The sequence below is a fragment of the Elusimicrobiota bacterium genome, assembly GCA_016788905.1.
In the GTDB taxonomy this organism is placed as follows: Bacteria; Elusimicrobiota; Elusimicrobia; order FEN-1173; family FEN-1173; genus JADKHR01.
The window spans coordinates 126,558-153,315 of record JAEURZ010000004.1; the positions used below are offsets into that span (position 1 = coordinate 126,558).

Genomic DNA, 26,758 nt, shown 5'->3' on the forward strand with positions numbered 1-26,758 from the left:
GCCATGCGTTTTTACGTAGAGACATTTGGGTGTCAGATGAATGTTGCCGATAGTCTAGAGATGGGGCGACGACTTCGGGCACGGGGGTACCGGTCCACGCGGGAGTTGGGTCGGGCGGATATTGTGTTGGTCAACAGCTGTACCGTGCGGGATCACGCGGAACACAAGGCCCTCTCGTATTTAGGACGTTTGGCCGATTGGAAAGAGGCGGTGCCGGGTCGGTTGTTGATTTTCGCCGGATGCGCGGCGGAACGATTGAAAGATAAATTAGGCCATCGGTTCCCCCAAGTGGGGTTGGTGGTGGGGGCGAAGTCCATCGCGGATTTTGATCAATTGTTGGAGGATCATTTGCCGGCCCCTTCCTTTGATGGGAAGCAGGAATGGACCGATGCGTGGGGGTGGGCCCCCGGTTTAGGCGCTCTGGGGTTGCCGGGGGAGGGAACCACCGCTTTCGTGACGACCATGCGGGGCTGCAATTACGTTTGCACCTATTGTGTGGTCCCCTCGGTGCGAGGGCGGGAACTTTACCGTCCGGCGGCCAGTGTCTTGGCGGAGGTGGCGGAACGGTCGGCCCAGGGGCAGCCGGAAATCCTTTTGCTCGGCCAAACGGTCAATTCGTACCGACCAACGGGTGAAAACGCGGATTCGACGGGACGGGACATCCGAAACTTTTCGGATTTGCTGGAAGCGGTCGACCGGGTGCCGGGGGTTCGCCGGATCCGATTTATGAGCCCGCACCCCCATTACGTGGATGAAGATTTCGCACGGAGAATGGGGACGACTCAGCGGGTGTGCCCGCATATTCATTTGCCGGTCCAATCGGGGTCGGACCCGGTGTTGGCCCGGATGCGACGAACTTACACCCGGGACGAATTTGTTCAAAAAGTGGAGACTTTGCGGCGGCACGTTCCAGGAATTGCGGTGACCACGGATTTTATTGTGGGGTTTCCTGGGGAAACGGAAGAGGATTTTCAAGCCACGCTTCGGTTGGTGCGGGAGGCGGATTTTGATGGGGCTTACACCTTTAAATATTCGCCGCGCCCGGGGACGGGGTCAGCGAAAGAAACAGATGACGTATCGGAATGGGTGAAAGACGAACGTTTGGCGCGGCTGATGGATGAAACGGATTCCCGTTCACGAAAAAAACTGGCCGCGTTGGCCGGACAGAACCAGAACATTCTGGTGGAGGCGGTTCAATCTCTGGAGGACGGGTTTGAATTGGACGGGCGCACGGAACACTGTCGGAAAATGTTTGTGACCTCGGACCATCATCCCGGGGTAGGGGCTGTGGTAAGGGCCCGTGTTGACCGAGTGGAAGGGAAAACGCTTTATGGACGCGTCCTTGAAGAGAGGCGTGGATTGCCATGAGGATTACGGGGCGGCGGTTGAACCCGCGAAGGCGGGGGAAATTTATCGGGGTGATTTTTTTGTGTGGGGTGGTGGTGTTCCTTGGAGTTCAGCTGGTCTGGCGGGCCGCCCGCCCGCTCATGCACATGGACCTGATTGAGACCTACGCCACGGCCGAAAACTTTGATCCGTTTTTTGTCCTGGCGCTGGTGCGGGTGGAATCCGGATTTTCAAAGACGGCCAAGTCCCATCGAGGGGCCGTGGGGTTGATGCAGCTCATGCCTGAAACAGGAAAAGAAATGGCGATGCGATTGGGAATGGATCCCGCCCAGACGAATTTGGCCGATCCGGAAACGAATATTCGCTTGGGGGTCCATTACCTCGGGGTCTTGCGCCAGGAGTTTGGAGAGGATCCCGTGGCCCTTTTGGCCGCCTACAATGGCGGCCCGAGAAATGTGCGCAAATGGATCAAAAACGGACCCCTGACGATTCAGGATATTCCTTTTTCAGAAACCCGAACATTTGTGACCCGGGTATTGGCCACGGAGAAATCCATCCGACGGCTTCAACAGGTAAAGGGGTTCTTTCATGACTGAACCATCCGTTCCTTCCGTTAACCTCACGCCGGTGATGCGGCAATACCGAAATTTGAAATCCAAGAACCCTGACGCGCTCCTGTTTTTTCGGTTGGGCGATTTTTATGAGTTGTTTGAAGAAGACGCCCGGCGTGCGGCCCCTATTTTGGAACTGGTGTTGACCCAGCGGCAGGGGGTTCCTATGTGTGGGTTTCCCCATCACGCTTTCTCGGGTTATCTTGGGAAACTCTTGAAACAGGGGTTGCGGGTGGCGGTGGCGGAACAGATGGAAGACCCTTCCGCCGCGAAAGGGATGGTGGCCCGGGATGTGGTTCGGATCGTTTCCCCGGGGACGGTGTTGGAGGAAGAACTCCTGTCGGCGAAAGAAAATAATTTTTTAGCGGCGGTCTGGCCCTCTCAGGAAAAAAGGGGGGCCGGTTTGGCTTGGGCGGATATGTCCACAGGGGAATTCCGCTACGCCCGTTTTGGAGAAGGGGACTCTGCGGTTCGACGGTTGGCGGATGAATTGGGTCGGATCTCGCCTCGTGAAATCCTTTGGCCCGAAGGGGTGGTGGCTCCCCTGGGTCGGACAGTGACCTCCGTCCCCTCGCTTCTCTTTATGGACGAGGGGTTAGATCGACGGGCGGAAACTCTTTTCAGGGTTTCGGGGATGGCCGGGTTTGGGCTGGCGGTGGGGCATCCGGCGCGACCGGCGGTGGCGGCATTGCTTTCCTATGTAGAAAAGAACCAAGCTTCGGCGTTGGGCGCTCTCCGCCCTCCCCAGGTTTTCAACCTCGATGAGTTCATGGTGTTGGATGAGGGAGCGATTCGGCGATTGGATCTTTTGCCCGAGCCGGGGGCCCGGCCCACCGGGGTTCCCACCTGCCTATGGAATTTGATTGACATCACCGCCACGGCCATGGGAGGCCGGCGGTTGAACGCCTGGTTGCTCCGTCCTTTGATGGATCGGAAGGCCATTGGGGAACGACAGGATCGCGTGGAATATTTTTTTAACGCCCGACGGGAACGGAAGGAGCTTCAAACACTCCTCCGGGAGACCGCGGATTTAGAACGGATTTTATCACGTTTAACGGCCGGAACCGTGACCGGCCGGGATTTGAGCGCGCTCCGGCGAACGATTCGGTTGGCGCCTGAAGCGGGAAGCATTTTAAGTGAATCGGTGACTCTCACGGGAGACCATCCGTTGGGGGCCCTGTCGGAGGCGTTCCATGTCCCTCCGGAACTCCGGGACCTCTTAGAGTCGGCCTTAGCGGACGCCCCTCCCATGCGTTTGGCGGAGGGGGGAGTGATTCGGGAGGGTTATTCGGCGGCGTTGGATGAATTGAGGGCCTTGGCTTCCCAGGGGCGAGGATGGATCTCGGGGTTAGAAGCGGAAGAGCGGGAGAAGACCAGCATCGGTTCATTGAAGATCGGGTTCACTTCTGTTTTTGGGTATTACCTGGAAGTGTCGAAATCCAATTTGGGGAAGGTCCCTTCCCACTGGATTCGGAAACAAACATTGGTAAACGCGGAACGGTATGTCACACCGGAACTGAAGGCCCAAGAAGAAAAAATTCTGGGGGCAGATGAGAAAGCTCTGGCGTTGGAGCGCGAACTTTTAGCGGAATTGCGGGACCGGGTTTTGGCTCATCGGGAATCTCTTTTCCGTTTGGCTGAAGCGTTGGGGCAATCGGACGCGTTGGCGGCCTTGGCAGAAAGCGCCGAACGGGGTCGCTGGGTTCGCCCGGAAATCACCGACGCCGATGTGTTTGTTGCCGATCAATCGCGGCACCCCGTGGTGGAGCGGGTGTTGGAATCGCGAGGCGGCGGGGCTTTCGTTCCGAACGATATTTATTTGGATGATCAGGAGGAACGTCTTCTCCTGGTGACCGGCCCGAACATGGGGGGGAAATCCACCTATCTTCGACAGGCGGCCTTGACAGCGGTTTTGGCCCAAATGGGATCTTTTGTTCCCGCCGCAAAAGCTCGTTTGGGATTGGTGGATCGGATTTTTACCCGGATTGGGGCGGGGGATGATTTAGCGGGCGGGGCCTCCACCTTCATGGTCGAAATGCGTGAAGTGGCGGACATCCTGTTGAACGCGACCTCCCGAAGTTTGGTGATCTTGGACGAAGTGGGGCGGGGGACCTCGACCTACGACGGTTTAGCGGTGGCGTGGGCCACGGCTGAGTGGTTGGCGGGCACCCCGGAACGGCTGGGGCCTAAGGTTCTTTTTGCGACCCATTATTTCGAATTGACAGAATTGGCCCATCTTCTGCCGCGGGTGAAGAACCATCACGCGGCGGTGCGCGAATGGACCCGGCCGGACGGAAAAAGTGAGCTGGTGTTCCTTCACCAGATTCTTTCGGGGCCGGCGGATCGGTCCTACGGGGTTCATGTGGCCCAAATGGCGGGGCTTCCAGCGGGCGTGGTCACCCGGGCAAGAGAATTGTTGAAGGGATTTGAAGCGGGGCGGCGAATCGAACACCGGCAAGCGCCGAAAGGACAGCGGGATCTTTTTTCCGATCATCCGGCGATCGAAGCGCTCCGTGCCCTTAACCCCAACGGATTAACTCCTTTGGCGGCGCTCCAAGCGTTGGATGAGTTGAAACGAAAACTGGAGGGGGACGTCCGGGGAGCGTAAAAATCTTTTCGATTGGTGTGGTCTTTGTTATGATGAGCGCGGTGCTCACATGGTTGGTCCTGGGAGGGATTCATGCTGAAGGCAGAAAAACGTAGTCACAAGCGGTTTCCAGTATTGAAAGATATTGCGGAGCCGGTGGACTTGTTTGTGATGGATCCTACCGTGCGAGAAGTCCCGGCGGTGTTGACCAACTTATCCGCGGGGGGAATGGCGTTGATCGTGTTCGCCCATGTGTCTGGAAACGCCAAACTCAAAATGCTCTTGGACGTCCCCGGTTTGGAAGGGGTCGAACTGCTGGGCCGCGTGGCCTGGATCGCGCCGAAAGGGGATACGACCGGCGTGGGGGTTAAGTTTGATCACTTGAAAAAAGAAACAGTTGATAAGATTAACGCGATGGCGGAAGACTTTCAAGATTGTGAATTGAAACTTTCTTTCGGTGTGAAAGATGTGTGTTTCCGAAAATGCGGTTATTTCTCCCTGTGCGCGAAACCGGTCAAACTGAAATAAGTGGCCCACGTCCTTAAATTGAACGAAGACATCATCCGCGGGATTGCCGCGGGTGAGGTGGTGGAACGTCCGGCGTCCGTTCTGAAAGAATTGATGGAAAATTCTCTCGACGCGGGGGCCGGACGGATAGATGTGGAATGGCGAGAAGCCGGGCGGAAACGGTTGCGTGTTTCCGATGATGGGGAAGGCATGACGCCCGAGGACGCTCGTCTGTCCCTGGAACGGCACGCTACCTCCAAAATCCGCAATTTAGATGATTTGGAGCGGGTGGGCACCTTCGGGTTTCGCGGGGAGGCGTTGCCTTCCATCATGGCTGTTTCTCGGTTTGAATTACTCACCCGGCGGGCTGACGCTCCTGAAGCGTGGGCCCTTCGCGCGGAGGCCGGACGTGTGACGTTTGACGGTCCCGCTGGCGCGCCGGGAGGGACCTCGGTGACCGCCGACGACTTGTTCTTCGCCGTACCCGCCCGATTGAAATTCCTCAAATCCGATCCCACCGAACGATCGCTCCTCTTCCGTGCGGTTGAAGACGCCGCTTGGGCGGCTCCGCGGACGGCTTTTCGCGTAATTTCTGAAGGGAAAGCGACGTTGTCTCTTCCCGCACTGGGAGGCGAAGAGACCGGGATGATGGAGCGGTTGGAATCCCTGTGGGGAGTGGATCGTGCCCAATCGTTAAAACCAGTGGACGAATCGGGACGGTTTATGCGGGTGCGGGGGTGGGTGTCGGACGTGAACGCGCCCCAGTCCACCGCCCGGTATCAACGCTTTTTTGTCAACCAACGGGTGGTGACCAGCCGGCGGCTCTCGCACGCTCTCTACGACGGGTACCGGGGCCGCCTCTTGGTGGGGCGGCACCCCGCCGCGCTGCTCTTTATCGAAGTGGACCCGACCCTGGTGGACGTCAATGTCCATCCCGCGAAAAGGGAGGTTCGGCTTTCCCACGAAAGCGAAGTCCATGATTTTCTCAGTCGTGCGATTCAAAAGGCGCTTGGCCGAAGCGTTCAGCCCCGGACCGTGTTTGGGGCTCCGAGGGCCGATCTCGACGTTCCACCGGAATTTTCACCTCTTCCCACTGGGATTTCCTCCGGAGTGGGCCGGGGGTCGTTTGCCGCGCCAAAATTTCAACGGGGCCCCTCAACGGCGGAAGTCCAAGCTGCCTTTGCTGTTCAATCACCCCTAAGTTTTTTCCCAGGTCCGGGGGGGGATCGGTTGGAGTCCTCCCAAGAACTGACCCCGGAATACTTTCGCGAAGCGAAGTTTGAGCCCGTGGCTCAACTCTACGCCACGTATATTTTAGCCCGCGTGGAAGAAAACTATTTTCTCTTTGATCAACACGCTGCCGCGGAGCGGGTCTTGTATGAAGTCTTATCGGAAAAGGCCGCCACGGGCATCCCGGCGAAACAATCGCTCTTACTGCCCTGGGTTTGGGAACCGTCCCCGGAAGCCTCCGCTGTTGTTCTCGCCCAAAAGATGGATTTTGAACGTCTGGGGTATTCCCTTGAGCCGTTTGGGGGGAACGCTTGGCGTATTCTGGCTGTGCCGGCCGCGTTGGCGGAGGGGGACAAGGTCCGATCTTTGCTGGAGGGGTTAGTGGATGATATTTTAGCGGGGCGCATCCCGCGCGGGTGGGACGCCCTCGTGACCCGAGCGGCCTGTCGAGGATCCGTGAAGGCGGGGGATCCCTTAGCGCTCCCGGAAATGGGGCATCTCATTCAGGAACTTCAGCGGGCGCCACGGCCCTGGACGTGTCCCCACGGTCGGCCAGCTTTTCTCCGTTTTTCTGACGATGATTTGGCGAAACGATTTCACCGTGTGTAGAATTCATTGACAAAAGGCCTTATTTCCATTAAATTCCTACTATGAGGGACTTCTTTAGAACGTATATAGAAATGCAGGACATGGAGTTTACCGTTTATGTAGCGGCCTTCATGTTCGGCTTCATTCTGTTGATCGGGTTGGTGGGGAAATTGATCAAAACGAAACCCGACTCGGTGTCGACCGCAAAAAAGGCGGAAAAAAAGGATCCGATCGTCCCGTCCGTGTCCATTGTGGAGCCTTCTGTTCAGGGGCCGATCGATGTTTCCGTCCCTGAAGTTGATGGCATGATGATGTGGGAAGGAGACGACGGGAAAAAGAAGAAAAAACCAAAACGGATCCCGGTGGTCCAAGCCTCCCCCTCGTCCGAAAAAGTGATGAAGAAACCGGTGCCTGTTTTACCCCAAGAACCGATCACCCCCATTCCCCCGGAAGAAAAGACCGTTGTCATTCCTCCTCAAGAAGGTAAAGGGCCAGACCCGGTGGTTCTTCCTGTTTCTGCTGTTCCTTCTCCGGGGCCAAATTCGGAAGAGGTCTCCCCGTTGCCACCACCCCCCGGTCCTGTCCCCGTGGCGAGCCCTCCCCCCGTAGAAGAAAAATCTGTGGTCGATTTCCATATGTACGAAACATTGGTCCGGCGCATTGCGGGATTAGAAGCAGAGGTAAAGCGAGAACCCTTGTATTTGGATCCCCTCCTTAAACGGGTGGGGAATTCGGAAAAACGCTTGGATGAATTGGTCACGGGGGGGGCCCCGGGAGCTAAAGCGGGTCCCGCCGTTCCTGCCATTGAGGACGAGAAGGGAAACACGCTTGAAACAGAAGTCAAGGAACTCCGGGAGAAAGTGGGAAAACTCCAGAAGCTATTAGAGACACTTTCTGAGGGACCGACGGCCCCATGAACAGGAAAACCATTGCCGTCTTAATTCTTCTTAATTTAGGTTTTTTGGCCGCGGCCGGTCATTTGGCTTGGAACCGGTATCAGGGTCTCAAATCCGTTGCCCCCGCCATAGGACGTTCTGCGATAGACAGCGAACCGGTGTTGGCGCCCCTTCCCAGGGAAGAAATTGAGCCCGGATTGGACCTCCCCGTCCCTGAAAATAACGCCTCGAGTCTTCACACTTCCCCAGAACCCGAAGAGGTCTCCCTTTCCTCCTCGGTGGCCAAGGCAATTTATCGTCGCACCTTTTCTTATGACAATTCGACCGCAAAGTCCGTTCAATTGGTGGGGGATTTTAACCAATGGGTGCCCCAAGCCTATCGAAAAAACAACACCAGTCAATGGAGTCTAACTCTTTCTTTGGCCACGGGGGATTACGCGTACAATATCATCGTGGACGGGAAAACCATTCGGGATCCCAATCAACGGCGTTCGGATGAAAAGGGGCGTTCTCTTTTATCTGTCACCCCCTGACCATTCGCTTTATTGAACTTTCCCCTCGTTGGCCATTGTGTTGCAATCGAATTAATTAAGGAATAACATTTAGGTTATTTTGTAAATTTTAAAGCAGGATGTTCGTCAAATCCCGTGCTCCAACTGAAAATTCCGGGCTAAGTCTGAATTTGGACTTATTTGCACACAAAATCTTTTGTTTACATTTTTTTTATGAAATTTAGATTATACCGAACAGCGGGTTGTATTCCCTGTATTTTAAGAGGCCGGAAATCGGTAGGAAATCGATTTGTCTTGGGAGCTCTACTTTTTGTTCTTTCGGGTTCGGCGTCTCTTGGGGCGGCTCCAAAGAAAAAAGATTCTCGGGTTGATCCGATCCGGACGTTTCAATTCAAATACCAACAAAATGAATTAGACCAAGCGGTGCGCAATTATTTAGGTTTTTTGCACAAGGTCGCCCCGGGATTGGAAGAAGTGGGATCCCAATACGCGGTGGCGGATATGCTGATGGACCGAAAGAATTTCGAAGAAGCGACCCGCCTCCTCAAACTTTTATCGGAAGTTCCTTCCAAAGACATCTATTTCCGCCAATCCGTTCGGTTACGGATGGCCACGTCGCTTATGCGCCAAAGCCGATACAACGAAGCCGCGGGATATTATCGGGAGGTGACCGAAGGTCCGGTTAAGGCGCTTGTTCCTGAGGCCATGATTGGGTGGGCCTTGGCGACCTTGTCGGCCGGTGATTTTGAAGGGGCCTACGAACGATTTCGAGAAATTACAGCTCTTTATCCCGCTTACAAAACACACCCGCGCTACATGCTTCCCCTGGGTCTCATCCAGTGGCAAATGCGCAAATACCCAAGCGCGTTGGCTTATTTTCTTCGCGATGATCGAAACCCGGCCAGTCAATATTTTGCGGGGCTTAGTTTCCGTCAAATGGGACGCTATCCGGAAGCCAGCGGAATGTTCCGCCGCATTACCCAATCGTATCCCGATTCGGTATGGGCCGACCGAGCCCGGTTTGAGTTGGGGGAAACGTTTTACGTCCAGGGGGATTTCTTGCTCGCGGCGCACACCTTTGAAGATATCTATTTGTCCCATCGATCGGAGACCTGGGACAATCTGGCGCTTTATCGGTTGGCTTGTTGTTGGGTGCGGATGAAAGAATTCGCGAAAGCGGAAGCGGGTTTAGAAAAACTCAATCGAAAGAAATTAGAGCCGGCCTTGGCGGCGAACGTCAACTACCTCTTGATTGAATCTCTCGCGGCTCAGGACAGTATTAAAAAGATCATTCGGTTGTTGCGGAAAGGATCGGCCAAAAACCGGACCATGGAAAACAATTACCGGCTGGTCTGGGCCCGCGCCGCTGAAGGGAAATACGAAAAAGCCGTGGAACTTGCCAATGATTTCATAAAAAAGGGGGAGGACCCGGAACTGACGCCTCGAACCCTTTTGGTCCAAGCCTATGCTTTTGAACGGATGGAAAAAAAAGCGGAAGCTTTTGCCACCTACCAGCTGGTGGCCGAACATTTTTCTTCAACGCCTTACGCCGCTAAGGCGGCCGAACTTTCGTGCATGAACTTTTTTCGCGCGGGGGAATATAAATCCATTTCCACCCAGGTCAGCAGTTTGTGGCGTCGTGTCGATCCTGAAGTTCAAAAAAAGTTCCCTGAAACGGTGTATTGGATGGGGCACTCGGCCATGAAACTTCGGGATTTTGCCCAGGCGCATAAATATTTTAATGAATTTGTTCTTTTGGCGCCCACGGACCATCCCTGGCGGACGGAATCTCTCCGTGCCCAGGCCTTGGCATACGCCATGGACAAAAGCGTGAAAGACGCGTTGCCGGTTCTTCAACGGGCGTATCAAAGCGCGCAACAAACGGAAAACAAAGGGCTCATGGCAAAACTGACCATGGATATGGGGAACATTGCTTTTAATTCCCGGAAATATGAAGAAGCTGTTTCCTACTATCGGAGATTGGAACTCATTGACCCCAAAAACACGATGATTCCCTTTTCCCTTTACCAGCAGGCGCTCAGTCTTTACAGGGCGGAATACTACAACGAAGCCGCGGACACCTGGGAGAAGATATCGGTTCAGTTTCCCAGGGACAGTCGCGCCGCGGAATCTTTGTTTCGCGCGTCCCGAACCCGTTTTGAATTGGGCAAGTATTTGGAAGCCGTGGTGGGGTACGAAACCTTGGTGCGTAATTTCCCCAAATCCCCGCTCGTGCGAGACGCGCGTTTTCAGATTGGACAATCTTATTTCAACGCGAAAGAATGGGCCAAAGCGATTGAGAGCTATTTGAGTTTTAAGGGGCATTTCCCAACCGATCCCGAGTTGAATCAGGTGAGCAACTACATTCAATTGGCTTCTTACAATTCGGGAATGACGGTCGCCGAGATGGAAACCGCTTTCCGAGGGGAAACGAAGACACCCGTTTTGGCGGATGTGTATTGGCGCGAAGGAGCCAAGAATTTCAACGAAAAGAATTACGATGCGGCGCGAAATAATTTTCAAAAGATTTTGTATGAATTCCCCAGTTCTTCCTGGGCGTCTCAGGCGTCGTATTATCGGGCTGAATCTTTGTTCCTGCAAGAAAACTACAAAGACGCGGTGGCCTCTTACGAAAGTTTCCTTCAAGGCTTTCCGGGCAATGCCAATAGCGCTCCCGCTCAGTTTCATTTGGCGGTGTCGTATTTTAGTTTGAATAACTTTGATCGAAGTGCCGCTGTTTTCGAGGAATTCAGTAAGACGTTCCCAAATGATGACCTGTCCAGGAGCGCGGTGTTGAACGCCGCTATTTCATACGCGCGTTTGGGTGATGTGGAAAAAACCACCCGGGGCTATCTTCGCTACGCGGAACTTTTTCCGGAGGCCGAGGACGTCGGGGTGGCTTTTATTCAACTGGGGCAGTTTTTGGAAAAAGTCGGTCAAGAATCGCGGGCGGTCGAAGCTTACCGGCGGGTTCCCTCGAAACGGAAAGAGTATCCCCAGGCCCTATACCTGCTGGCGCGCCTTCATAAAACTCTTTCGGAACCCGTGGGTGAACGTCGATCCTACGAAGCGCTCTTAACCGTTGGTGCGAAAGGGGATCCCTATCGGATCGCGGGACTCTTGGCTTTGGCGGACCTCCATTTGGCCGCCAACGACGCCGAAAAAGCTTTATCGGTGTATGGGGATGTATTGAAAAATGCCACCGATGACCCGAGCCGAATTTTGGCTCAGACCCAAATTTCGGCCATTCGCGCCGCGATCGAGTCTCAAACGCCGGCGCAAGGGGCAACGAAAAAATGACAGGGGAATACACGCTTAGGGGGAATCCATGCACGAGTTGAGTTTTTGGGGCATATTGAAAATCAGTTTGGTCATGCCGGTGTTGTTGTTTCTGTCGGTCATTATGGTGGGTGTCTTTATTGAGCGGGTCCTGTTCTTTGCCCGTATGGGAAACATCGATCCCTTTTTGTTCAAGAGTTTGAAAGAATATGTGGTGGCCGGGAAGCTGAAAGAGGCTCAGGTTCTGGCGGGGCAGGGAAATGGATTGATTGCGGAGGCGTTGGAAGCGGTGTTGGCCGCGTCTCATTCGCGGGAGCGAACGGAAATGGACCATGTGTTGACGCTCTACTTTCAACGAACACAGGCTCTCTTGAGTCGGCGACTGGGGCTGTTTGGGACCTTGAGTTTTATCTCGCCTCTTTTGGGGTTGTTGGGGACCGTGCTGGGGGTGATGGCCGCCTTTCGTGACCTGGCCATGACCGGATCCGGCGGGCCTGGGGTGGTGGCGGCGGGTATTTCAGAAGCGTTATACGCGACCGCGGCGGGTATTGTCGTTGCGGTGACCGCCGCGCTCATCTACAACTATTTCAATTTCAAATTGAAACATATTTTAAATAGTTTGAATATTTTCGGGCAAGAGATTGCGCTGATTGTTTCCTTAGGGCGGGATGTTTAATTTAACAGGCGGGAACAAGACGGGCGAAACCGTGTCTCATCTTCTGGAGGGGGACCTCGCACTTGAATGATCTCATGAACGAAGACGATATGGCTGAAACCGAGAAAATCAACGTGGTTCCCTTGGCGGACTTAACGTTGGTGTTGTTGATTATTTTGATGGTTCTCTCTCCCATGATCAGTCAGTCCATGATCCGGGTGGCGACGCCTCAAGTGGCGTCTTCCGGCCAAGAGGGACAGGCTGGTCCGGAAGAGAAGATTCCGCTTCTGATCGCTATTTCTGACGAAGGCTATCGGCTGAATAATATGCCCTTTGAGAACCTGAATGTGTTGTTCACCAGTCTCCATGAGCGGTTGGCGGCCGATCGGGAACGGCCGGTTCTGGTGAGCGCGGCCGATGATGTTTTTGTGGGGAAAGTGGTCGAGGTGTTGGACGGGGTCAAACAGATGGGTGCGGGGGAAGTTTCTCTCGTCAAAAATGTGGTTCCGGGGAAAAAGAAATGAACGATGTCCGGCGGCGGATCACCATCGATGGGGCGATCGGAGGCGTGAATATTGTGCCTGTGATCGATCTCTGTTTGGTGCTCTTGGTGATCCTCTTGATTCTATCGCCGATCATGGACAAGGCCCCTGTGGAAGTCACTTTACCGAAAGCGCACGTGTCGAAAGAAGATTTGGAAAACAATATTTCCATAACCGTTGATCCCGAAGGACGCCTCGCGGTGAACACGACCGAGGTCGCCCTATCCGATTTGGGGGCAGAGATTAACCGTCAACTTCGGACGCACGCCACCGATGTTTTCGTCATTATTCGCGCCGACGAAAAAGTGACGTATGGTGGGCTCACAGACTTGATTAAAATTGCCAAAGAGGCGGGGGCCCGTTATGTGGCTGTGGGGACTCGCGAATTTAATGAAGATGAAAAGAAAGTTGCGAAAAACCTTCGAGGGACAAACCCGTGGTGACACGTTCGTGGGAGTTGGTGTATGGGCGACAGCCGGTTTCCCGTGACACCTTCTTATTCCTGGTGGCGCTGGTCCTTCATTTGCCCTTATTTATGATGGAGGTCAAGGCCCCTCTTAAGGGGAACGTGAGGAATCCCCTGATTGTCATTCAAATGCGAGAGGCGGCTATCGATCGTGTGGTGGCCCAAGGTATGGTTGTTCCGCCACCGGTTCTAGGGAAGGTGACGAAGACCATTGACCTTTCCCACCTGATTAAACCTCCGGTAAGTCTTCCGACCCCGACGGGGACGACGTCTCCGAAGCTCCCGGACATTAATAGAATCTTGGCTCCGGCGATTCCTGCCCCCCTGGTGGCGGGGGGAGTGACACCCCTTCAGGTGAATTCTGATTCGAAACCCCTTTCCACTTCTGGCGTAAACATTGAGAAAATTATTGATCGGGGGCAATTTTTGGTGGCTAAAAACACGATTGGTTCTATTGAAACCGGTGGGGGACACTCGATCTCTGTCGATAAAACCCAAACGATTGTGGTACCCTCGGGGGCTTCCCCGCGGGGGGAACTGGGCCTTGTCGCGCCTTCGGTCAAATCGGGGAAGATCCTTTTGGCACCGCCGCCTTCATCTGAACCGGCGCTGCCAACCTCTGGGCTCAAAAAAGACACACACGCCGGGGCCCCCATTACTTTTGCGGAAACGAATAAAAATAAGGACGTTTTGGATTTCCCTGCCATTCAGGCCAAACCAAGGGACTTAACCAAAGAACAAAGACTGAAGGAGTTATTCCCCGTGAGAGGTGAACTGAAAGACCGGGGTATTGATTATCAAGAAATACCCGAATATCCGGAATGGGCCCGGAAAAAGGGGATTGAAGCTTCCGTTCAATTTCAATTTTGGGTTACACCCGATGGCCGGGTGAAGGAGAACATCAATTTGATCCGAACCTCGGGATATCCCGAACTGGACGAATTGGCTCAGGCCGCTTTATCGCGCTGGGTTTTTAAAAAACTTCCGAGCAAAAAAGGGAATATCGTTGAGGAAGGGTCCATCGAATTCCGGTTCTCTCTCAAATGAAAAATCCATGGGGTTTTTCCCTTTGCATGCTTCTCCTTTTCCTGGGAGGGCCCTTTTTATTCGCAAACGAATCCGCTCCTGTGGTTTCTAAGACAGCTCCCCGATTGGAATCCGTAACTCCGGAATCGTCTCAGGGGCAATTGGACGCAGGGGGGCGGGGGGCGGCAGCCCTTCCTACACCCGACACCGCCCGTTCCTCCACAGGGACAGTGGAATCCATGAGTCAAAATATTGAGGTCGGCGCCCGGGACGAGGTGCCCATTGTTCTGGACCCTCCGTCGTTCAACCTTCCCTTTAAAGAAGTAGTGGGGTTTTCCCGACCTGGCCAAACGGAAAAAGTTTTAACCGGCCCGGTCGACCACTTACCGGGAAATGAAGTCCTTAATTTGTCGGTTTTGGACCCGCGGCAAGCCATGAGCCCTTTCCCGGTTCGGATTCCTGAACCGCCGTTCATTCGGATGGAGATCCCCGCGGGTTATGATTCGTCCAATTGGTCGTTTCAAGTGGAGGGGCCCCTAAGTCAAATCGTGTATCAGGTGGCTGGTCTCATCCTTCCCCAGGATCTCGTGGTCTGGGATGGGTTTAAAGATGGCGAAATGGTTTTACTTGCGGGTGAAGTGTACCTCCCTATCTTGCGATTGACCGATGGACGTGGTATTCCGCAACAGTATTTTGGTTACCCCATTCAATTGGACGTCCTTCAGTACACCCGCTTAGGTGTCCTCCACGTGGAATTCAAAAACAGTGTTTTGTTTCAGCGCGACTCTGCGGAGATCTCGCCTCAGGTCCTCCCATTGGTGAGGGCCTTATTGAACCGAATGCGGCGCTACGCGGGCAACCCCTACAGGATTACGGTGTATGAGGATGAAGGAGGAAAACCCCTGGCTTTGAAGCGCGTGAATGCCCTTAAAAACTTTTTCGAGGATGCCTTAATTCTGGATGGCGATCGGTTTGTTTTTTATGCAGAACCCGCTGGGCCTCGGGGGTCAGTGACATCTATTTTGATTTCGTTGCCGGTGGACCAAGGGTCATGAACCGCCGTTCCCTCTTGTTGTGGGTGAGCAGGGGATTGCTCCTCGTTTTTTTCGCGACGACGGGTCAATCCCTTGCAGCCGCGGATATCACCAAATTAACGGACCAAGGGGTTCGGTTGTTTGAAAAAGGGGAATTTGATAAGGCGCTTCGAATTTTCCTGAAGGTAAAAAAAGAAGAGCCCACCCATCCTTTAGCCAAGGAGTATATTCATCGTTGCACTGCAAAAATTGTGGAAGCTGAAAAAGATGTCCGGTTGAGAAGAGCCATTCGAAAGGGGGAATCTTCCTCGGCAACAATTCTCCCGAAAGATCCCGCTCCCGCGTGGAGCGTTTCGCCTTCCCGTCAACGGCAGAGCAAATCGAGCCGATCAAAAAAGAGCAAACAGGCCGCAAAGACGGTCCTCCCCTATTCGAACTATGAACAACGACGGACAGGAGCAAGTTTTATTGATAAACGGAACCAATTAGCCGACGGGTATAAAAATAAAATATTGGAAGGCCCCGCCATCGAGGTTGTTCGGAAGGGGAAAAATGTTGAAGTTGTGGCTTTTATGAACAGACTGTTTTTGCCATTTTCGGATTCTCTGGCACCGGACGCGGTTCCGTCGATCGTTGACGTCGCTAATGAATTGCAGTCCCAACCCGGGAAGTCAACGGTGTTGAGGGCTGTGGATTCCTTGACTCCCGCCGTTCGTCATCAAATGTTAGACTTACCTGCACGGCGAGTTTCCATTCTTTTCAGTCTCCTGATGCAAGCTTCCACGGGGGATGAAACCAATGAAGGGAAGAAGGTGTTTAGCGCCGCTGATCTGGACGACTAGACGGGGATTCGTTTTAGAGTCGTCCTTCAGGGAGTCAATGCATCATCCTATAAATCGATCAAAAGGTGAAAACATGAAATCCATTTCTGTTCGTATTTTACTTTCCGTTGGATTGATCGGGTCTTCTGTTTGTGGGTGGGCACGCGTGAATGTGCTGGATCCTTGGGCACCCGGATTCGATGCTGTCCTGTCGGATAAAAAATGGGATGTTTCGCCGCACCTGCGAATTGGAAGTGGTGGGGCTGGCGGGACGGATTTGACTGAAATTGGTGCCACGGTTACGATGCCTTTAAAAAATGAATGGGAAATGGGGGCAGTTTGGGGATTTCAAACTTTAGATTCGTCCGGGGTGCGGGACGATTCCGGTGTGTCGGATATTGCCTTTGCGGTAAAACATCGATTGCCTGGTAATTTATTCCCCGATCCCCTCAAGGCTGTGGGAGAGTTTGGTGTGTCACTCCCAACGGGAGATTCGGATCATGGGCTCGGGGCTGGTGGGATTGGCCTTTTGGGAAACGCGGGTTTAACTCTCCCACTTCGGGCGGTTCGCGGGTATGCGCAGATTGGTCTAAAGCTTTATTCCGAGGGGCGGGACACGCGGTGGGGAAATGCATTGAGCTACTCGGCTGGGGCCATGTACCCCCTTTCAGAAGAAGTGATGTTGTCGGCGGATTTTCGTGTGATTAATCATGGTCGTGATAAAATTGACGGTGTGAAACTTCCCAACACCGCGCAGGAGGCCTACCTGACTTCAGGGGGGGTATGGAAACCCGTCAATGGAACAATGGAGGCTCAAGGGCTTCTTCTCCTCGGATTGACGGGAGACGCCTACGATTTTGGCCTACAGCTTGGCTTGAAATTTTAATCCTTTCCATTCTTTTTTTCTGCACGAACATGTTATCTGACGTATTCCTGAAATAAATGGGCAATGCGTTGGGTCGAAGCTATTCCCTTATTCCGACTCTAAAAACATTAAAAACATACGTCTTTGCTTCATCTTGGATTAATTTCGGCGATGCGACAGCGGCAACTTTAGTTGATTAGTTGAGAACGTCCCCTTTTCCTCGCAATGTGACGCCGGGGGTGGGGCAATCGACCTCCGTGGTGGTGGGACTCATTCAGCCCTGGTATTTCGTGATTTGGACGAAAGATGAGGTGGACAACTGGTCGGTCATATCGGCCACGGTGTCGGTGGTGCCGTTCGTGACGGTGCGCTCGGTGAGCATTACGAGCGGTGGGGCTCAGGATTGGGGAGAGGTGATGATGGGGTCAACGGTGGCGGGGTCCACGGGGACGGTGCTCTTAAACGATGGGAATGTGGCCAACACCTACAGTTTCACAGCATCGACCCAAACGGTGGGGAGCCCCTGGAGCGTCAAGAGTTCCCCGCCGGCGGGGCCTGACCAATTGGTGATTTACGGGGCGTTCCACGGGACAGCGCCGGTGTCGGGGGATTATGGGGTGGAAGATGTGATGTATGGGACAGGGCAATCCAGCTCGGGGACGGTCTTTACGGTGGACGGGTCTGCCACGGGGGCCTCTGTGCCCGATGGGGAGAGTCGAACCTTATGGATTCGGATGGATTTCCCCACAACCACCACGACCGTGGATCAACAAACCATAAAAGTCCAGGTGACGGCACAAGCGCCTTGATCAAAAACCCACCTAATTGTCGCTAAATTAACGATAAGTCCGCCATGGGTTGGGCTTAAAAACCTTCGTATTTTAATGAAATAAACGCTTGAAATTCATTTGATCTCGATACATACTCAAGTTATGAAATTCCGATGGTTATTTGGTGTGGGGAGTTGGGTGTTGGGGGCACTCTTTCTAGGGGGGGCTACTTCCTGGGCGGCGAGTATTACCAGAACCGCTACCGTTGCCAGCAACACCTCCGGGTGGACGAATTGGACCACCACTCGGCTTGGGTCGTCTGATAATTCCCTGGCCGATACGGGGACCAGCGCTTCCGCCACAGGGGTTTTGTATGGGTTTGATTTTTCCTCCATCCCCGTTGGTTCAACGATTGTTGGGATTGAAGTCATGATTGAAGCAAAGGAAACCAATGCGGCGGTAGACGGATACACCCAAACGTCTGTTTCCTGGAATAGCGGAACCAATTATTCCTCCACACAACGTTCACCGGGTTCCGGCGAATTTACCTTATCCGACGCCAATTACACCGTGGGTGGGCCAACGGATTCCTGGGGTCGCTCGTGGAGCCTGGCGGAGATCACCAGCACCTTCCGCGTTAAAATAGTCGCTACCGACGCTTCGTCAACCGTTGGCCGTCATGTGACGGTGGATTATGTGACTGTGACGATCTATTACGATGAGCCTGTGGTGGATACGGTAACCCTTTCAGAGGCCGTGGGTCAGGCGGGATGGATGGGGCGGGGAGAGACCCAGCGGATTTTGGGAACGGCTCAGGTGGTTTTTAACTCCGGGGCTGGGGTGACCATTTCGTCCGTGGCGGTGCAGGCGAGTGGGTATACGGCAGATGGAAACCTGACGAATGTGGAGGTGTGGGTCAGCTCCAGCGGCTATATTGATGCCAACGCCATTCGACTGGAAGAGACGGCGAAGGCTTTTTCCAGCAACGTGGCGTTGTTTATGCAAGATGTGTTTATCAGTTCAACTCCCCTGTATTTTATTGCTCGGAGCGACGTCAGCGGATCCGCCACGGAAGGAACGTTCGACATCGCACTTCAGGTTTACAGCACAGCAAATACGGCCAATAACCCCATCGCGTTCACGAACGCCACAGACGTGGTGGCTCCGCCCAGCGGGAGCCCGTCAAGCTTGAATGCTACGGCCTCCAGCAACCTTCTTCGGGTTACCTTATCTTGGGGGGCGGCAACGGGCAGCGATAGCTATACGATCTTTCGAGCCACCCATTCGGGGGTGACCACCACGGACTATATAGTGGGAATGACCAGCGGAACCAGTCACATAGACGATTATATCCCTCCCGCCCAGCAGATGTATTACAAGGTTCTTGCAACCAATCGGGCCGGATCCACCCTCAGCAGTCCCGCCAACGCGACTTCCGTTAATACCTCAGGACTAACAACGTCCAACATCTATGTGCGGGGTGGCCGACCAAGCAATCTCGGAAATGGAAATATGGCTTATACCGAAACGTTAAGCTACCCAAACACGACGAGTATCGATTTTTCTGGGAACGTCTATATTGCCGACAGAAATCGCACGGCCATCCGATTAATTCCAAAAAAAGGGGGGACGTATTTCGGGCAATCGATGATGGCGAATTGTTCCTATACGATTGCGGGGAACGGTACGAATGGCTATCTGGCGGATAATGTGGCCGCCACGTCAACACGAATTAACCAGCCCTATGGAGTGAGCGTGGACGTGGGGGGGAATGTCTATATTGCTGACACGAATAACAATCGCATTCGGTTTATCCCTAAAAATGGGGGGACATATTTCGGGCAGTCGATGACGGCAAATTACATCTATACGATCGCGGGCACCGGAACGGCGGGGTATGTGGCGGACAACGTGCCAGCAACGTCAACGCAGATTAACGCCCCGAACGGCGTCAATGTGGACGCGGCGGGGAATGTCTATATTGGTGACACGAATAACCATCGCATTCGGTTTATCCCTAAAAGTGGGGGATCCTATTTCGGGCAGACGATGACGGCGAACTACATCTATACGATCGCGGGAACCGGGACAGGGGGCTATGTGGAAGATAACGTGGTCGCCACGTCAACGCCGATCAACAAACCCAATGGTGTGAGCGTGGATGCCGGAGGAAATGTCTACATTGCGGATTATCAAAACCATCGCATCCGATTTATCCCCAAGGGAGGGGGGGCCTATTTCGGGCAGACGATGATGGCGAACTCTATTTACACGATCGCAGGAACCGGCCAAGCTGGATATTGGGACAATAGATCTGCCACTACCGCGTGGATATATTGTCCCTCTGGTGTGAGCGTGGACTCCGGTGGGAATGTTTACATAGCGGACAATCTGAATCATCGTATCCGGTTCGTTCCGAAGACCGGGGGAACGTATTTCGGACAGTCGATGACGGCGAACTACATCTACACGATTGCGGGAAATGGCTCAACAGGTTATTTGTCGGACAATGTGGCACCTACTTCTACGCGGCTAGATAATCCCGCTGGGGTCTCCGTGGACGCTGGTGGGAATGTTTATATTGCCGACACCGATAACTATCGGATTCGGTTTATCCCCAAGAGTGGGGGAGTGTATTTCGGGCAGATGATGACGGCGAACTACATCTATACGATTACTGGGATTATCCCATATATATATATATGGCAGATAATGCGGTCGCTACGGCCACGACGATGAGTAGTGGAGGATTGCATGTAGATGACGATGGTAACATCTATTTTGCGGATCAGATTAATCATCGCATTCGCTTCATTCCCAACGTGGGGGGAATCTATTTCGGCCAGTCAATGACGGCGAACTGTATATACACAATTGCGGGAACTGGGCTATCAAGTAACGGGGGAGACAATGTGTTAGCCACGTCTTGTGGGATCAGCAGTCCCCCGGATGTCAGCGTGGACGCTGGTGGGAATATATATATAGCGGATGAGGGCAATAACGTCATCCGGTTTGTTCCTAAAATTTCAGGTACGTATTTCGGTCGGTCAATGACTGCAAACTACAGCTATAGGATTGCGGGGAACAACGTGGGTGGATATTTAGCGGACAACGTAAATGCGACGTCGACCAGAATTAACCAGCCCTACGGGGTGAGCGTGGATTCGGGGGGGAATCTCTATATTGCTGACAAGAATAATCATCGCGTCCGATTCGTCCCCCTAAGTGGGGGAACGTATTTCGGACAGTCGATGACGGCGAACTACATCTATACGATTGTGGGAAACGGAACGGGGGGGTATTTGGCGGACAATGTGGCGGCCACCAGCACGCAGATTAATTCCCCCTATGATGTAAGAGTTGATGTTGATGGCAACGTTTATGTCGTGGACAGCGTAAACCAACGCATACGATTCATGCCCAAGACAAGTGGGACTTATTATGGACAATCCATGACGGCCACTTACCTCTATACCATTGCGGGGAACGGAACGGGGGGGTATTCGGCGGACAATGTGGCGGCTACGTCCACCCGCATTAACTATCCCGAAGGGATCAGTGTGGACGTGGGCGGGAACGTCTACATTGCTGATAAATATAACAATCGCATTCGATTTGTTCCCAAGAGCGAGGGAACATATTTCGGGCAGTCCATGATCGCTACCTACATTTACACCATTGGGGGATCAGGAAATCAAATTAATGACGGGGGAAATGCACTGGCCACGAGCAAAAGTATCTTCTGGCCGGTTGATGTATTTGCAGGACCGGGGAGCATGGTGTATTTGAGCGATGCAAACTATAAAATCCGAATGATCGCTGGGGACGATACGATTGCCCCGTCCACTTCAACACTTACAGCAACGGCGGGGGGGGGGCGTGTGACTTTAGATTGGAACTCGGCCGGGAACGACGGGATGATCGGGACCTTGACGGGAAATTACAGGATCCAATTCGCCACCTATACCGCCACCTGGAGCACAAGCACCACGCCCACCAACGCCACCACGGTGACCATTGCCACCACCAGCGTGACGCCGGGGTCGATGCAAACAAAGGTGATCACGGGGTTGACCAGTGGCATAACCTATTATTTTGTTTTGTGGTCGGAAGACTCGGCTAACAACTGGTCTGGTATTTCGAATAGCACATCGGCGGTCCCTTCCGTTCCGAATCCGACCGTTACCTTAACGGAAGCCGTGGGCCAGGCGGGTTGGATGGGGCAGGGGGAGACGCAGAGGATTTTGGGGACGGCGGAAGTGGTGTCGGATTCGGCGTCCGGGGTGACGATTTCGTCTGTGGCGGTGCAGGCGAGCGGGTATACAGCGGATGGAAACCTCACGAATGTGGAAGTGTGGGTCAGTTCCAGCGGCTATATCGATGCGAACGCGGTTCGGCTAGACGGGACGGCTAAGGCGTTTTCGAGCAACGCGGCGGTATTTGATCAGGATGTGGTTGTGAGCACCACCCCCCTCTATTTCATTGCCCGCAGTGATGTTAGCGGATCAGCCACAGAAGGGACGTTTGATATTGCCTTGCAGGTTTATACGACGGTTACGACATTGAATAACCCGATCGCGTTCAGTAACGCGACGGACGTGGTGGCGCCCCCCAGCGGGACGCCTTCGGGACTGACCGCAACGCCGTCTAGCAACCTCCTGAAAGTGAGCCTAAACTGGAGCGGGGCGACGGGGGCGGATAGTTATTCCATCTTTCACGCCACCCATTCCGGAGTGACGACATCAGACTATTTCCTGGGGACAACCACGGCCACCAGTCTAAGCGATGACTTAATGATTCCCAATCAGTTGAGGAATTACATTGTGGTGGGCAACAATCGTGCGGGAAGCTCGAGTCCCAGTGCGGTGGCCTCGGCGACCACTGTGGATGTCCCTGCTCTGACCCGAAACTACATCTACTTGCGTGCTGGGTTGCCCGCCTATGTCCCCGGTGATGGAATTGTCGCGACGAACGGAAACCTGAATTCACCCGTTTCCTGTTTTGTGGACCACGAAGGAAATCTCTATATTGCTGACGAAAGCAATAAGCGGATCCGGTTTGTTCCGAAAAAATCCGGGACCTTTTTTGGCCAATCCATGGTGGCAAACTCAATTTATTCGATTGCTGGGACTGGAACCTCGGCGTATAACGGGGATGGCGCAATGGCTACATCAAGAAATATTTATTATCCAGAAGGGGTTGCTGTGGATGCGGGGGGCAACGTTTACATCGCTGATAAAGGAAATAACCGTATTCGATTTATACCGAAAACGGGGGGAACCTATTTTGGGCAGTCGATGACGGCAAATTATATTTATACGATCGCGGGGAATGGATCTAGCAGTTATGGGGCGGACAATGTGGCGGCGACCAGCACGGGCCTGAAACTCCCTTCGGGAGTCAGCCTCGATGGGGCTGGAAATGTTTACATTGCGGATACGGACAACTACAGGATCCGGTTTGTTCCCCAAGTGACGGGAACCTATTTTGGGCAGTCGATGACGGCAAGCTATATCTACACGATTGCCGGCAACGGAACCTCCGGTTTTCTGGCAGACGATGTGGCCGCGACCAGCACGAGGATCAGCAGCGTGACGGGTATTGCCGTTGATGCTGGCGGAAACGTATACATGACGGACGGGTTTACTTATCGAATTCGCTTCATGCCCAAGGCCGGGGGGACCTATTTTGGCCAAACCATGACGGCCAATTACCTATACACCATTGCCGGTAACGGCACAAGCGGTTACCTGGCGGATAATGTGGCCGCCACCAGCACTCGAATCAATATATCGAAAGGTCTCTCTCTTGATCAAAGCGGAAATATTTATATTGCGGATACCTACAGCTATCGAATCCGTTTTATCCCCAGGGCTGGGGGGACGTACTTTGGGCAAAGCATGACGGCAAATTACATCTATACGATTGCGGGGAACGGAACGGGCGGGTACCTAGCGGACGATGTGGCCGCCACCAGTACGCGTATTGAATTAGCTTATGGAGTCACTGTCGACCGAAGTGGAAACGTCTATATTTCGGATACCATCAATAACCGGGTTCGATTTGTTCCAAAAACAAGTGGAACCTATTTTGGAAAAAATGTGACGGGTTCATTTATCTATACCATTGCTGGGGCAGGGAATACGCCTTATGGGGGAGATAATCGCATCGCTAACAGCAAAAACGTCAGCGACCGCGTTCTCATCACTGGCGACTCCAGTGGGAATCTATATGTTGCGGATTACAATGACTCTCGGGTCCGTTTTGTTCCGAAAACGGGGGGGACATATTTCGGTCAAACGATGACGGCGAACCACATTTATACGATTGCGGGGAACGGAACGGCCGGGTATCTCGCGGATGATGTGGCCGCCACCAGCACGCGCCTATTCGATCCTCAGGGAGTTGCGGTGGACACGAGCGGGAATCTCTATATTGCGGACACCACCAGCAACCGGGTTCGTTTCGTGCCCACAACAGGAGGGACGTATTTTGGTCAAACGATGACGGCCAATTATATCTATACGATTGCGGGGAACGGGACGCCTGGTTATCTTGCGGACGATGTGGCGGCTACGAGCACACGCCTAGATTCCCCGACCGGTGTCACGATTGATTCGACGGGGAACGTTTACATCGCGGATTGGAGCAACCATCGCATTCGCTTTGTGCCCAAAACGGGAGGGACGTATTTTGGCCAGACGATGACAGCGAACTATATCTATACCATCGCGGGGAACGGAACAGCGGGTTATCTGGCGGATAATGTGAGCGCGACCAGCACGCGAATCAGTTATCCTAAAAGTGTGCCCGTGGATAGTAATGGGAATATTTATATATCCGACTCGGCGAACCATCGTATTCGCTTCGTACCCAAAACGGGAGGGACGTATTTTGGCCAGGCGATGACGGCCAATTACATTTACACCATAGCGGGGAATGGAACGTCTGGCTATTTAGCCGACGATGTGAGTGCGACCAGCACAAGAATTAATTCGCCGCTAAACGTCAATGTGGATGGGGCTGGCAACGTGTATATCGCGGATACGAACAACAACCGGATTCGTTTCGTCGCGAAAGCAGGGGGTACCAATTTCGGTCAATCCATGACAGCCAATTACATTTACACAATTGGAGGAACGGGGGGGACAACATACAATGGGGAAAACGCTCTCGCCACGAACCAGGCCATTTCTGGCCCTGAAGGGCTATATGTTGATGCCGACAAACTGGCTTATGTGGCAGATGCCAATCAAGTCGTCCGCATGATTGCGGGGGGGGACCCAGATGTTGTTTCGCCTTCCACGTCGACCCTGGCCGCGGTGACGGGATCTGTGGATGGCACTGTGGACCTGTCGTGGGCGTCCGCGGGGGACGATGGCATGATAGGGAATTTAACGGGGAATTACCGGATTCAATATGCAACCTATACGGCGAGCTGGAGCACTTCAACGACTCCCACCAACGCCACCACGGTAACCATTGCAACGACCAGTGTGACACCGGGATCGTCTCGAAGTAGAACCATGACAGGCTTACCCGGCGGAATGACCCATTATTTCGTTCTTTGGACGCAGGATGAATCCAGCAATTGGTCCGGTATTTCAAATACGACCTCCGCTGTCTCTGGAGCATCGACCGTCACCTTGGCGGAGGCCGTGGGCCAGGCGGGGTGGATGGGGCGGGGGGAGACGCAACGGATCTTAGGGACGGCGCAGGTGGTGTCGGATTCTGCGGCGGGGGTGACGATTTCGTCGGTGGCGGTGCAGGCGAGCGGGTATACGGCGGACGGGAACTTAACGAACGTTGAGGTGTGGGTCAGTTCCAGCGGATACATTGATGCTACTGCTATTCGGTTGCAAAACACCTCGAAACCCTTTTCAAGTAATACAGCGGTATTTACACAGAATGTGGTGGTCAGCACGACACCGCTTTACTTCATTGCGCGGAGCGACGTGGGTGGATCGGCCACGGAAGGGACATTTGAACTGGCCTTACAGGTGTATACGACAGCTTCGAGTGTGAATAACCCGATCGCGTTCAGTAACGCAACCGACGTGGTGGCGCCCCCCAGCGGAACGCCGTCGGGTTTAACGGCGACGGCGGCCGGTAACCTCTTGCAGGTGAATTTAAGCTGGAGCGGAGCGACGGGGGCGGACAGCTATACCATTTATCGCGCGACCCATTCGGGAGTGACGACCACAGACTTTATTCTGGGCATGACCAACAGCACCAGTTTCGCGGACGACACGATCCCTCCCAACCAGTTGATGTATTACAAAGTCGTCGGCCAGAACCGGGCGGGGTCCACCAGCCTGAGCAATGTCGCGTCGGATACCTCGGTGGATGTGCCGGCACTCACGACGTCCAACATCTACTTGAGGGCGGGGGTCCCCTCGGGGTATGGAAACGGAGGGGTGGCCTATTGGGATTCACTTTCCCCCTTGGGAACAATGATTGATCGGGCTGGAAATCTATACGCGACGGATACCGTTTCGCGAATTAAATTTACCCCAAAAGTGGATGGGACCTATTTTGGTCAATCCATGACGGCCCATCGGATCTATACAATAGCGGGAACGGGGACGACTTCCTACAATGGGGATGGTGTGTTGGCAACCACGGCTCACCTCAATATTCCTCGAACCCTGGCGATCGATGCGGGGGGAAACGTTTATATCGCCGACCAAAGTAATCATCGGATCCGATTTGTTCCCAAAACCGGGGGTACGTATTTCGGTCAAACCATGACCGCCAACTATATCTATACCATCGCGGGCACGGGCACGGGATCTTACGGCGGTGACGGTGGTGCGGCCACATCAACACCCTTAAATAATCCCTACGGGGTAAGCGTTGACCCCTGGGGGAACGTGGCGATTGCGGATTATTCGAACCATCGCATTCGGTTTATTGCCAAGACAAGCGGGACGTATTTCGGCCAGTCCATGACGGCCAATAACATATACACAATTGCGGGGGATGGAACCGGGGCCTACAATGGAGATAATGTTGTGGCCAC

18 protein-coding genes are annotated in these 26,758 nt (G+C 53.7%); all 18 read left to right on the top strand.

The window, feature by feature from the left end:
* Window positions 1-3: 3 nt before the first annotated feature.
* Window positions 4-1,368 carry a tRNA (N6-isopentenyl adenosine(37)-C2)-methylthiotransferase MiaB gene (gene miaB / locus JNK54_03035; protein MBL8023245.1) on the top strand — a complete coding sequence of 455 codons (1,365 nt, stop codon included), beginning with the start codon at window positions 4-6 and terminating at the stop codon, window positions 1,366-1,368.
* Window positions 1,365-1,943, top strand: a complete 579-nt coding sequence (locus tag JNK54_03040; GenBank protein MBL8023246.1) for a lytic transglycosylase domain-containing protein — start codon at window positions 1,365-1,367, stop codon at window positions 1,941-1,943. The genes miaB and JNK54_03040 overlap by 4 nt, the downstream gene beginning before the upstream one ends.
* The gene (gene mutS, locus JNK54_03045; protein ID MBL8023247.1) at window positions 1,936-4,566 is read left to right on the top strand and encodes a DNA mismatch repair protein MutS; all 2,631 of its coding nucleotides are present in this window, start codon (window positions 1,936-1,938) and stop codon (window positions 4,564-4,566) included. Before JNK54_03040 ends, mutS begins: the two co-directional genes overlap by 8 nt.
* Window positions 4,567-4,638: 72 nt before the next feature.
* Window positions 4,639-5,073 (top strand): PilZ domain-containing protein, encoded by a 435-nt coding sequence (locus JNK54_03050; GenBank protein ID MBL8023248.1) that lies wholly within the window; start codon window positions 4,639-4,641, stop codon window positions 5,071-5,073.
* The gene (gene mutL / locus JNK54_03055) at window positions 5,074-6,891 is read left to right on the top strand and encodes a DNA mismatch repair endonuclease MutL (GenBank protein MBL8023249.1); all 1,818 of its coding nucleotides are present in this window, start codon (window positions 5,074-5,076) and stop codon (window positions 6,889-6,891) included. It abuts the gene before it with no gap.
* Window positions 6,892-6,932: 41 nt separating this feature from the next.
* Complete coding sequence (locus tag JNK54_03060; protein MBL8023250.1) at window positions 6,933-7,787, top strand: hypothetical protein; 855 nt, start codon at window positions 6,933-6,935, stop codon at window positions 7,785-7,787.
* A complete protein-coding gene (locus tag JNK54_03065; GenBank protein MBL8023251.1) occupies window positions 7,784-8,299 on the top strand; it encodes a hypothetical protein in 516 nt (171 codons plus the stop codon). The genes JNK54_03060 and JNK54_03065 overlap by 4 nt, the downstream gene beginning before the upstream one ends.
* A gap of 192 nt (window positions 8,300-8,491) precedes the next feature.
* Complete coding sequence (locus tag JNK54_03070) at window positions 8,492-11,578, top strand: tetratricopeptide repeat protein (protein ID MBL8023252.1); 3,087 nt, start codon at window positions 8,492-8,494, stop codon at window positions 11,576-11,578.
* A gap of 28 nt (window positions 11,579-11,606) precedes the next feature.
* The gene (locus tag JNK54_03075) at window positions 11,607-12,233 is read left to right on the top strand and encodes a MotA/TolQ/ExbB proton channel family protein (protein ID MBL8023253.1); all 627 of its coding nucleotides are present in this window, start codon (window positions 11,607-11,609) and stop codon (window positions 12,231-12,233) included.
* Between the two features lie 74 nt (window positions 12,234-12,307).
* The gene (locus tag JNK54_03080) at window positions 12,308-12,736 is read left to right on the top strand and encodes a biopolymer transporter ExbD (protein ID MBL8023254.1); all 429 of its coding nucleotides are present in this window, start codon (window positions 12,308-12,310) and stop codon (window positions 12,734-12,736) included.
* Window positions 12,733-13,197 carry a biopolymer transporter ExbD gene (locus JNK54_03085; protein MBL8023255.1) on the top strand — a complete coding sequence of 155 codons (465 nt, stop codon included), beginning with the start codon at window positions 12,733-12,735 and terminating at the stop codon, window positions 13,195-13,197. Before JNK54_03080 ends, JNK54_03085 begins: the two co-directional genes overlap by 4 nt.
* Window positions 13,191-14,267, top strand: a complete 1,077-nt coding sequence (locus tag JNK54_03090; GenBank protein ID MBL8023256.1) for an energy transducer TonB — start codon at window positions 13,191-13,193, stop codon at window positions 14,265-14,267. The genes JNK54_03085 and JNK54_03090 overlap by 7 nt, the downstream gene beginning before the upstream one ends.
* Window positions 14,264-15,301, top strand: a complete 1,038-nt coding sequence (locus JNK54_03095) for a hypothetical protein (GenBank protein MBL8023257.1) — start codon at window positions 14,264-14,266, stop codon at window positions 15,299-15,301. Before JNK54_03090 ends, JNK54_03095 begins: the two co-directional genes overlap by 4 nt.
* The gene (locus JNK54_03100) at window positions 15,298-16,122 is read left to right on the top strand and encodes a hypothetical protein (protein MBL8023258.1); all 825 of its coding nucleotides are present in this window, start codon (window positions 15,298-15,300) and stop codon (window positions 16,120-16,122) included. The genes JNK54_03095 and JNK54_03100 overlap by 4 nt, the downstream gene beginning before the upstream one ends.
* Window positions 16,123-16,195: 73 nt before the next feature.
* Entirely contained in the window at window positions 16,196-16,987 is a 792-nt protein-coding gene (locus JNK54_03105) for a hypothetical protein (protein MBL8023259.1), read from the top strand.
* Between the two features lie 206 nt (window positions 16,988-17,193).
* Window positions 17,194-17,775, top strand: coding sequence for a hypothetical protein (locus JNK54_03110; protein MBL8023260.1), 582 nt, complete (start codon window positions 17,194-17,196; stop codon window positions 17,773-17,775).
* Window positions 17,776-17,898: 123 nt separating this feature from the next.
* Window positions 17,899-20,475: a hypothetical protein gene (locus tag JNK54_03115; protein MBL8023261.1), complete on the top strand. Its 2,577-nt coding sequence runs from the start codon at window positions 17,899-17,901 to the stop codon at window positions 20,473-20,475.
* Window positions 20,439-26,758, top strand: a 6,320-nt coding sequence (locus JNK54_03120) for a hypothetical protein (GenBank protein MBL8023262.1), incomplete at its 3' end; no start/stop codon positions are given. The genes JNK54_03115 and JNK54_03120, both read left to right, overlap by 37 nt.

Excerpts from the sequence above, each read along its gene's own strand:
- JNK54_03075 (MBL8023253.1), top strand. The coding sequence starts at position 11,607 with ATGCACGAGTTGAGTTTTTGGGGCATATTGAAAATCAGTTTGGTCATG.
- JNK54_03105 (MBL8023259.1), top strand. The coding sequence starts at position 16,196 with ATGAAATCCATTTCTGTTCGTATTTTACTTTCCGTTGGATTGATCGGG.
- JNK54_03065 (MBL8023251.1), top strand. The coding sequence starts at position 7,784 with ATGAACAGGAAAACCATTGCCGTCTTAATTCTTCTTAATTTAGGTTTT.
- JNK54_03095 (MBL8023257.1), top strand. The coding sequence starts at position 14,264 with ATGAAAAATCCATGGGGTTTTTCCCTTTGCATGCTTCTCCTTTTCCTG.
- mutS (MBL8023247.1), top strand. The coding sequence starts at position 1,936 with ATGACTGAACCATCCGTTCCTTCCGTTAACCTCACGCCGGTGATGCGG.
- JNK54_03040 (MBL8023246.1), top strand. The coding sequence starts at position 1,365 with ATGAGGATTACGGGGCGGCGGTTGAACCCGCGAAGGCGGGGGAAATTT.
- JNK54_03070 (MBL8023252.1), top strand. The coding sequence starts at position 8,492 with ATGAAATTTAGATTATACCGAACAGCGGGTTGTATTCCCTGTATTTTA.
- miaB (MBL8023245.1), top strand. The coding sequence starts at position 4 with ATGCGTTTTTACGTAGAGACATTTGGGTGTCAGATGAATGTTGCCGAT.
- JNK54_03100 (MBL8023258.1), top strand. The coding sequence starts at position 15,298 with ATGAACCGCCGTTCCCTCTTGTTGTGGGTGAGCAGGGGATTGCTCCTC.
- JNK54_03115 (MBL8023261.1), top strand. The coding sequence starts at position 17,899 with ATGAAATTCCGATGGTTATTTGGTGTGGGGAGTTGGGTGTTGGGGGCA.
- JNK54_03080 (MBL8023254.1), top strand. The coding sequence starts at position 12,308 with ATGAACGAAGACGATATGGCTGAAACCGAGAAAATCAACGTGGTTCCC.
- JNK54_03085 (MBL8023255.1), top strand. The coding sequence starts at position 12,733 with ATGAACGATGTCCGGCGGCGGATCACCATCGATGGGGCGATCGGAGGC.
- JNK54_03060 (MBL8023250.1), top strand. The coding sequence starts at position 6,933 with ATGAGGGACTTCTTTAGAACGTATATAGAAATGCAGGACATGGAGTTT.
- JNK54_03050 (MBL8023248.1), top strand. The coding sequence starts at position 4,639 with ATGCTGAAGGCAGAAAAACGTAGTCACAAGCGGTTTCCAGTATTGAAA.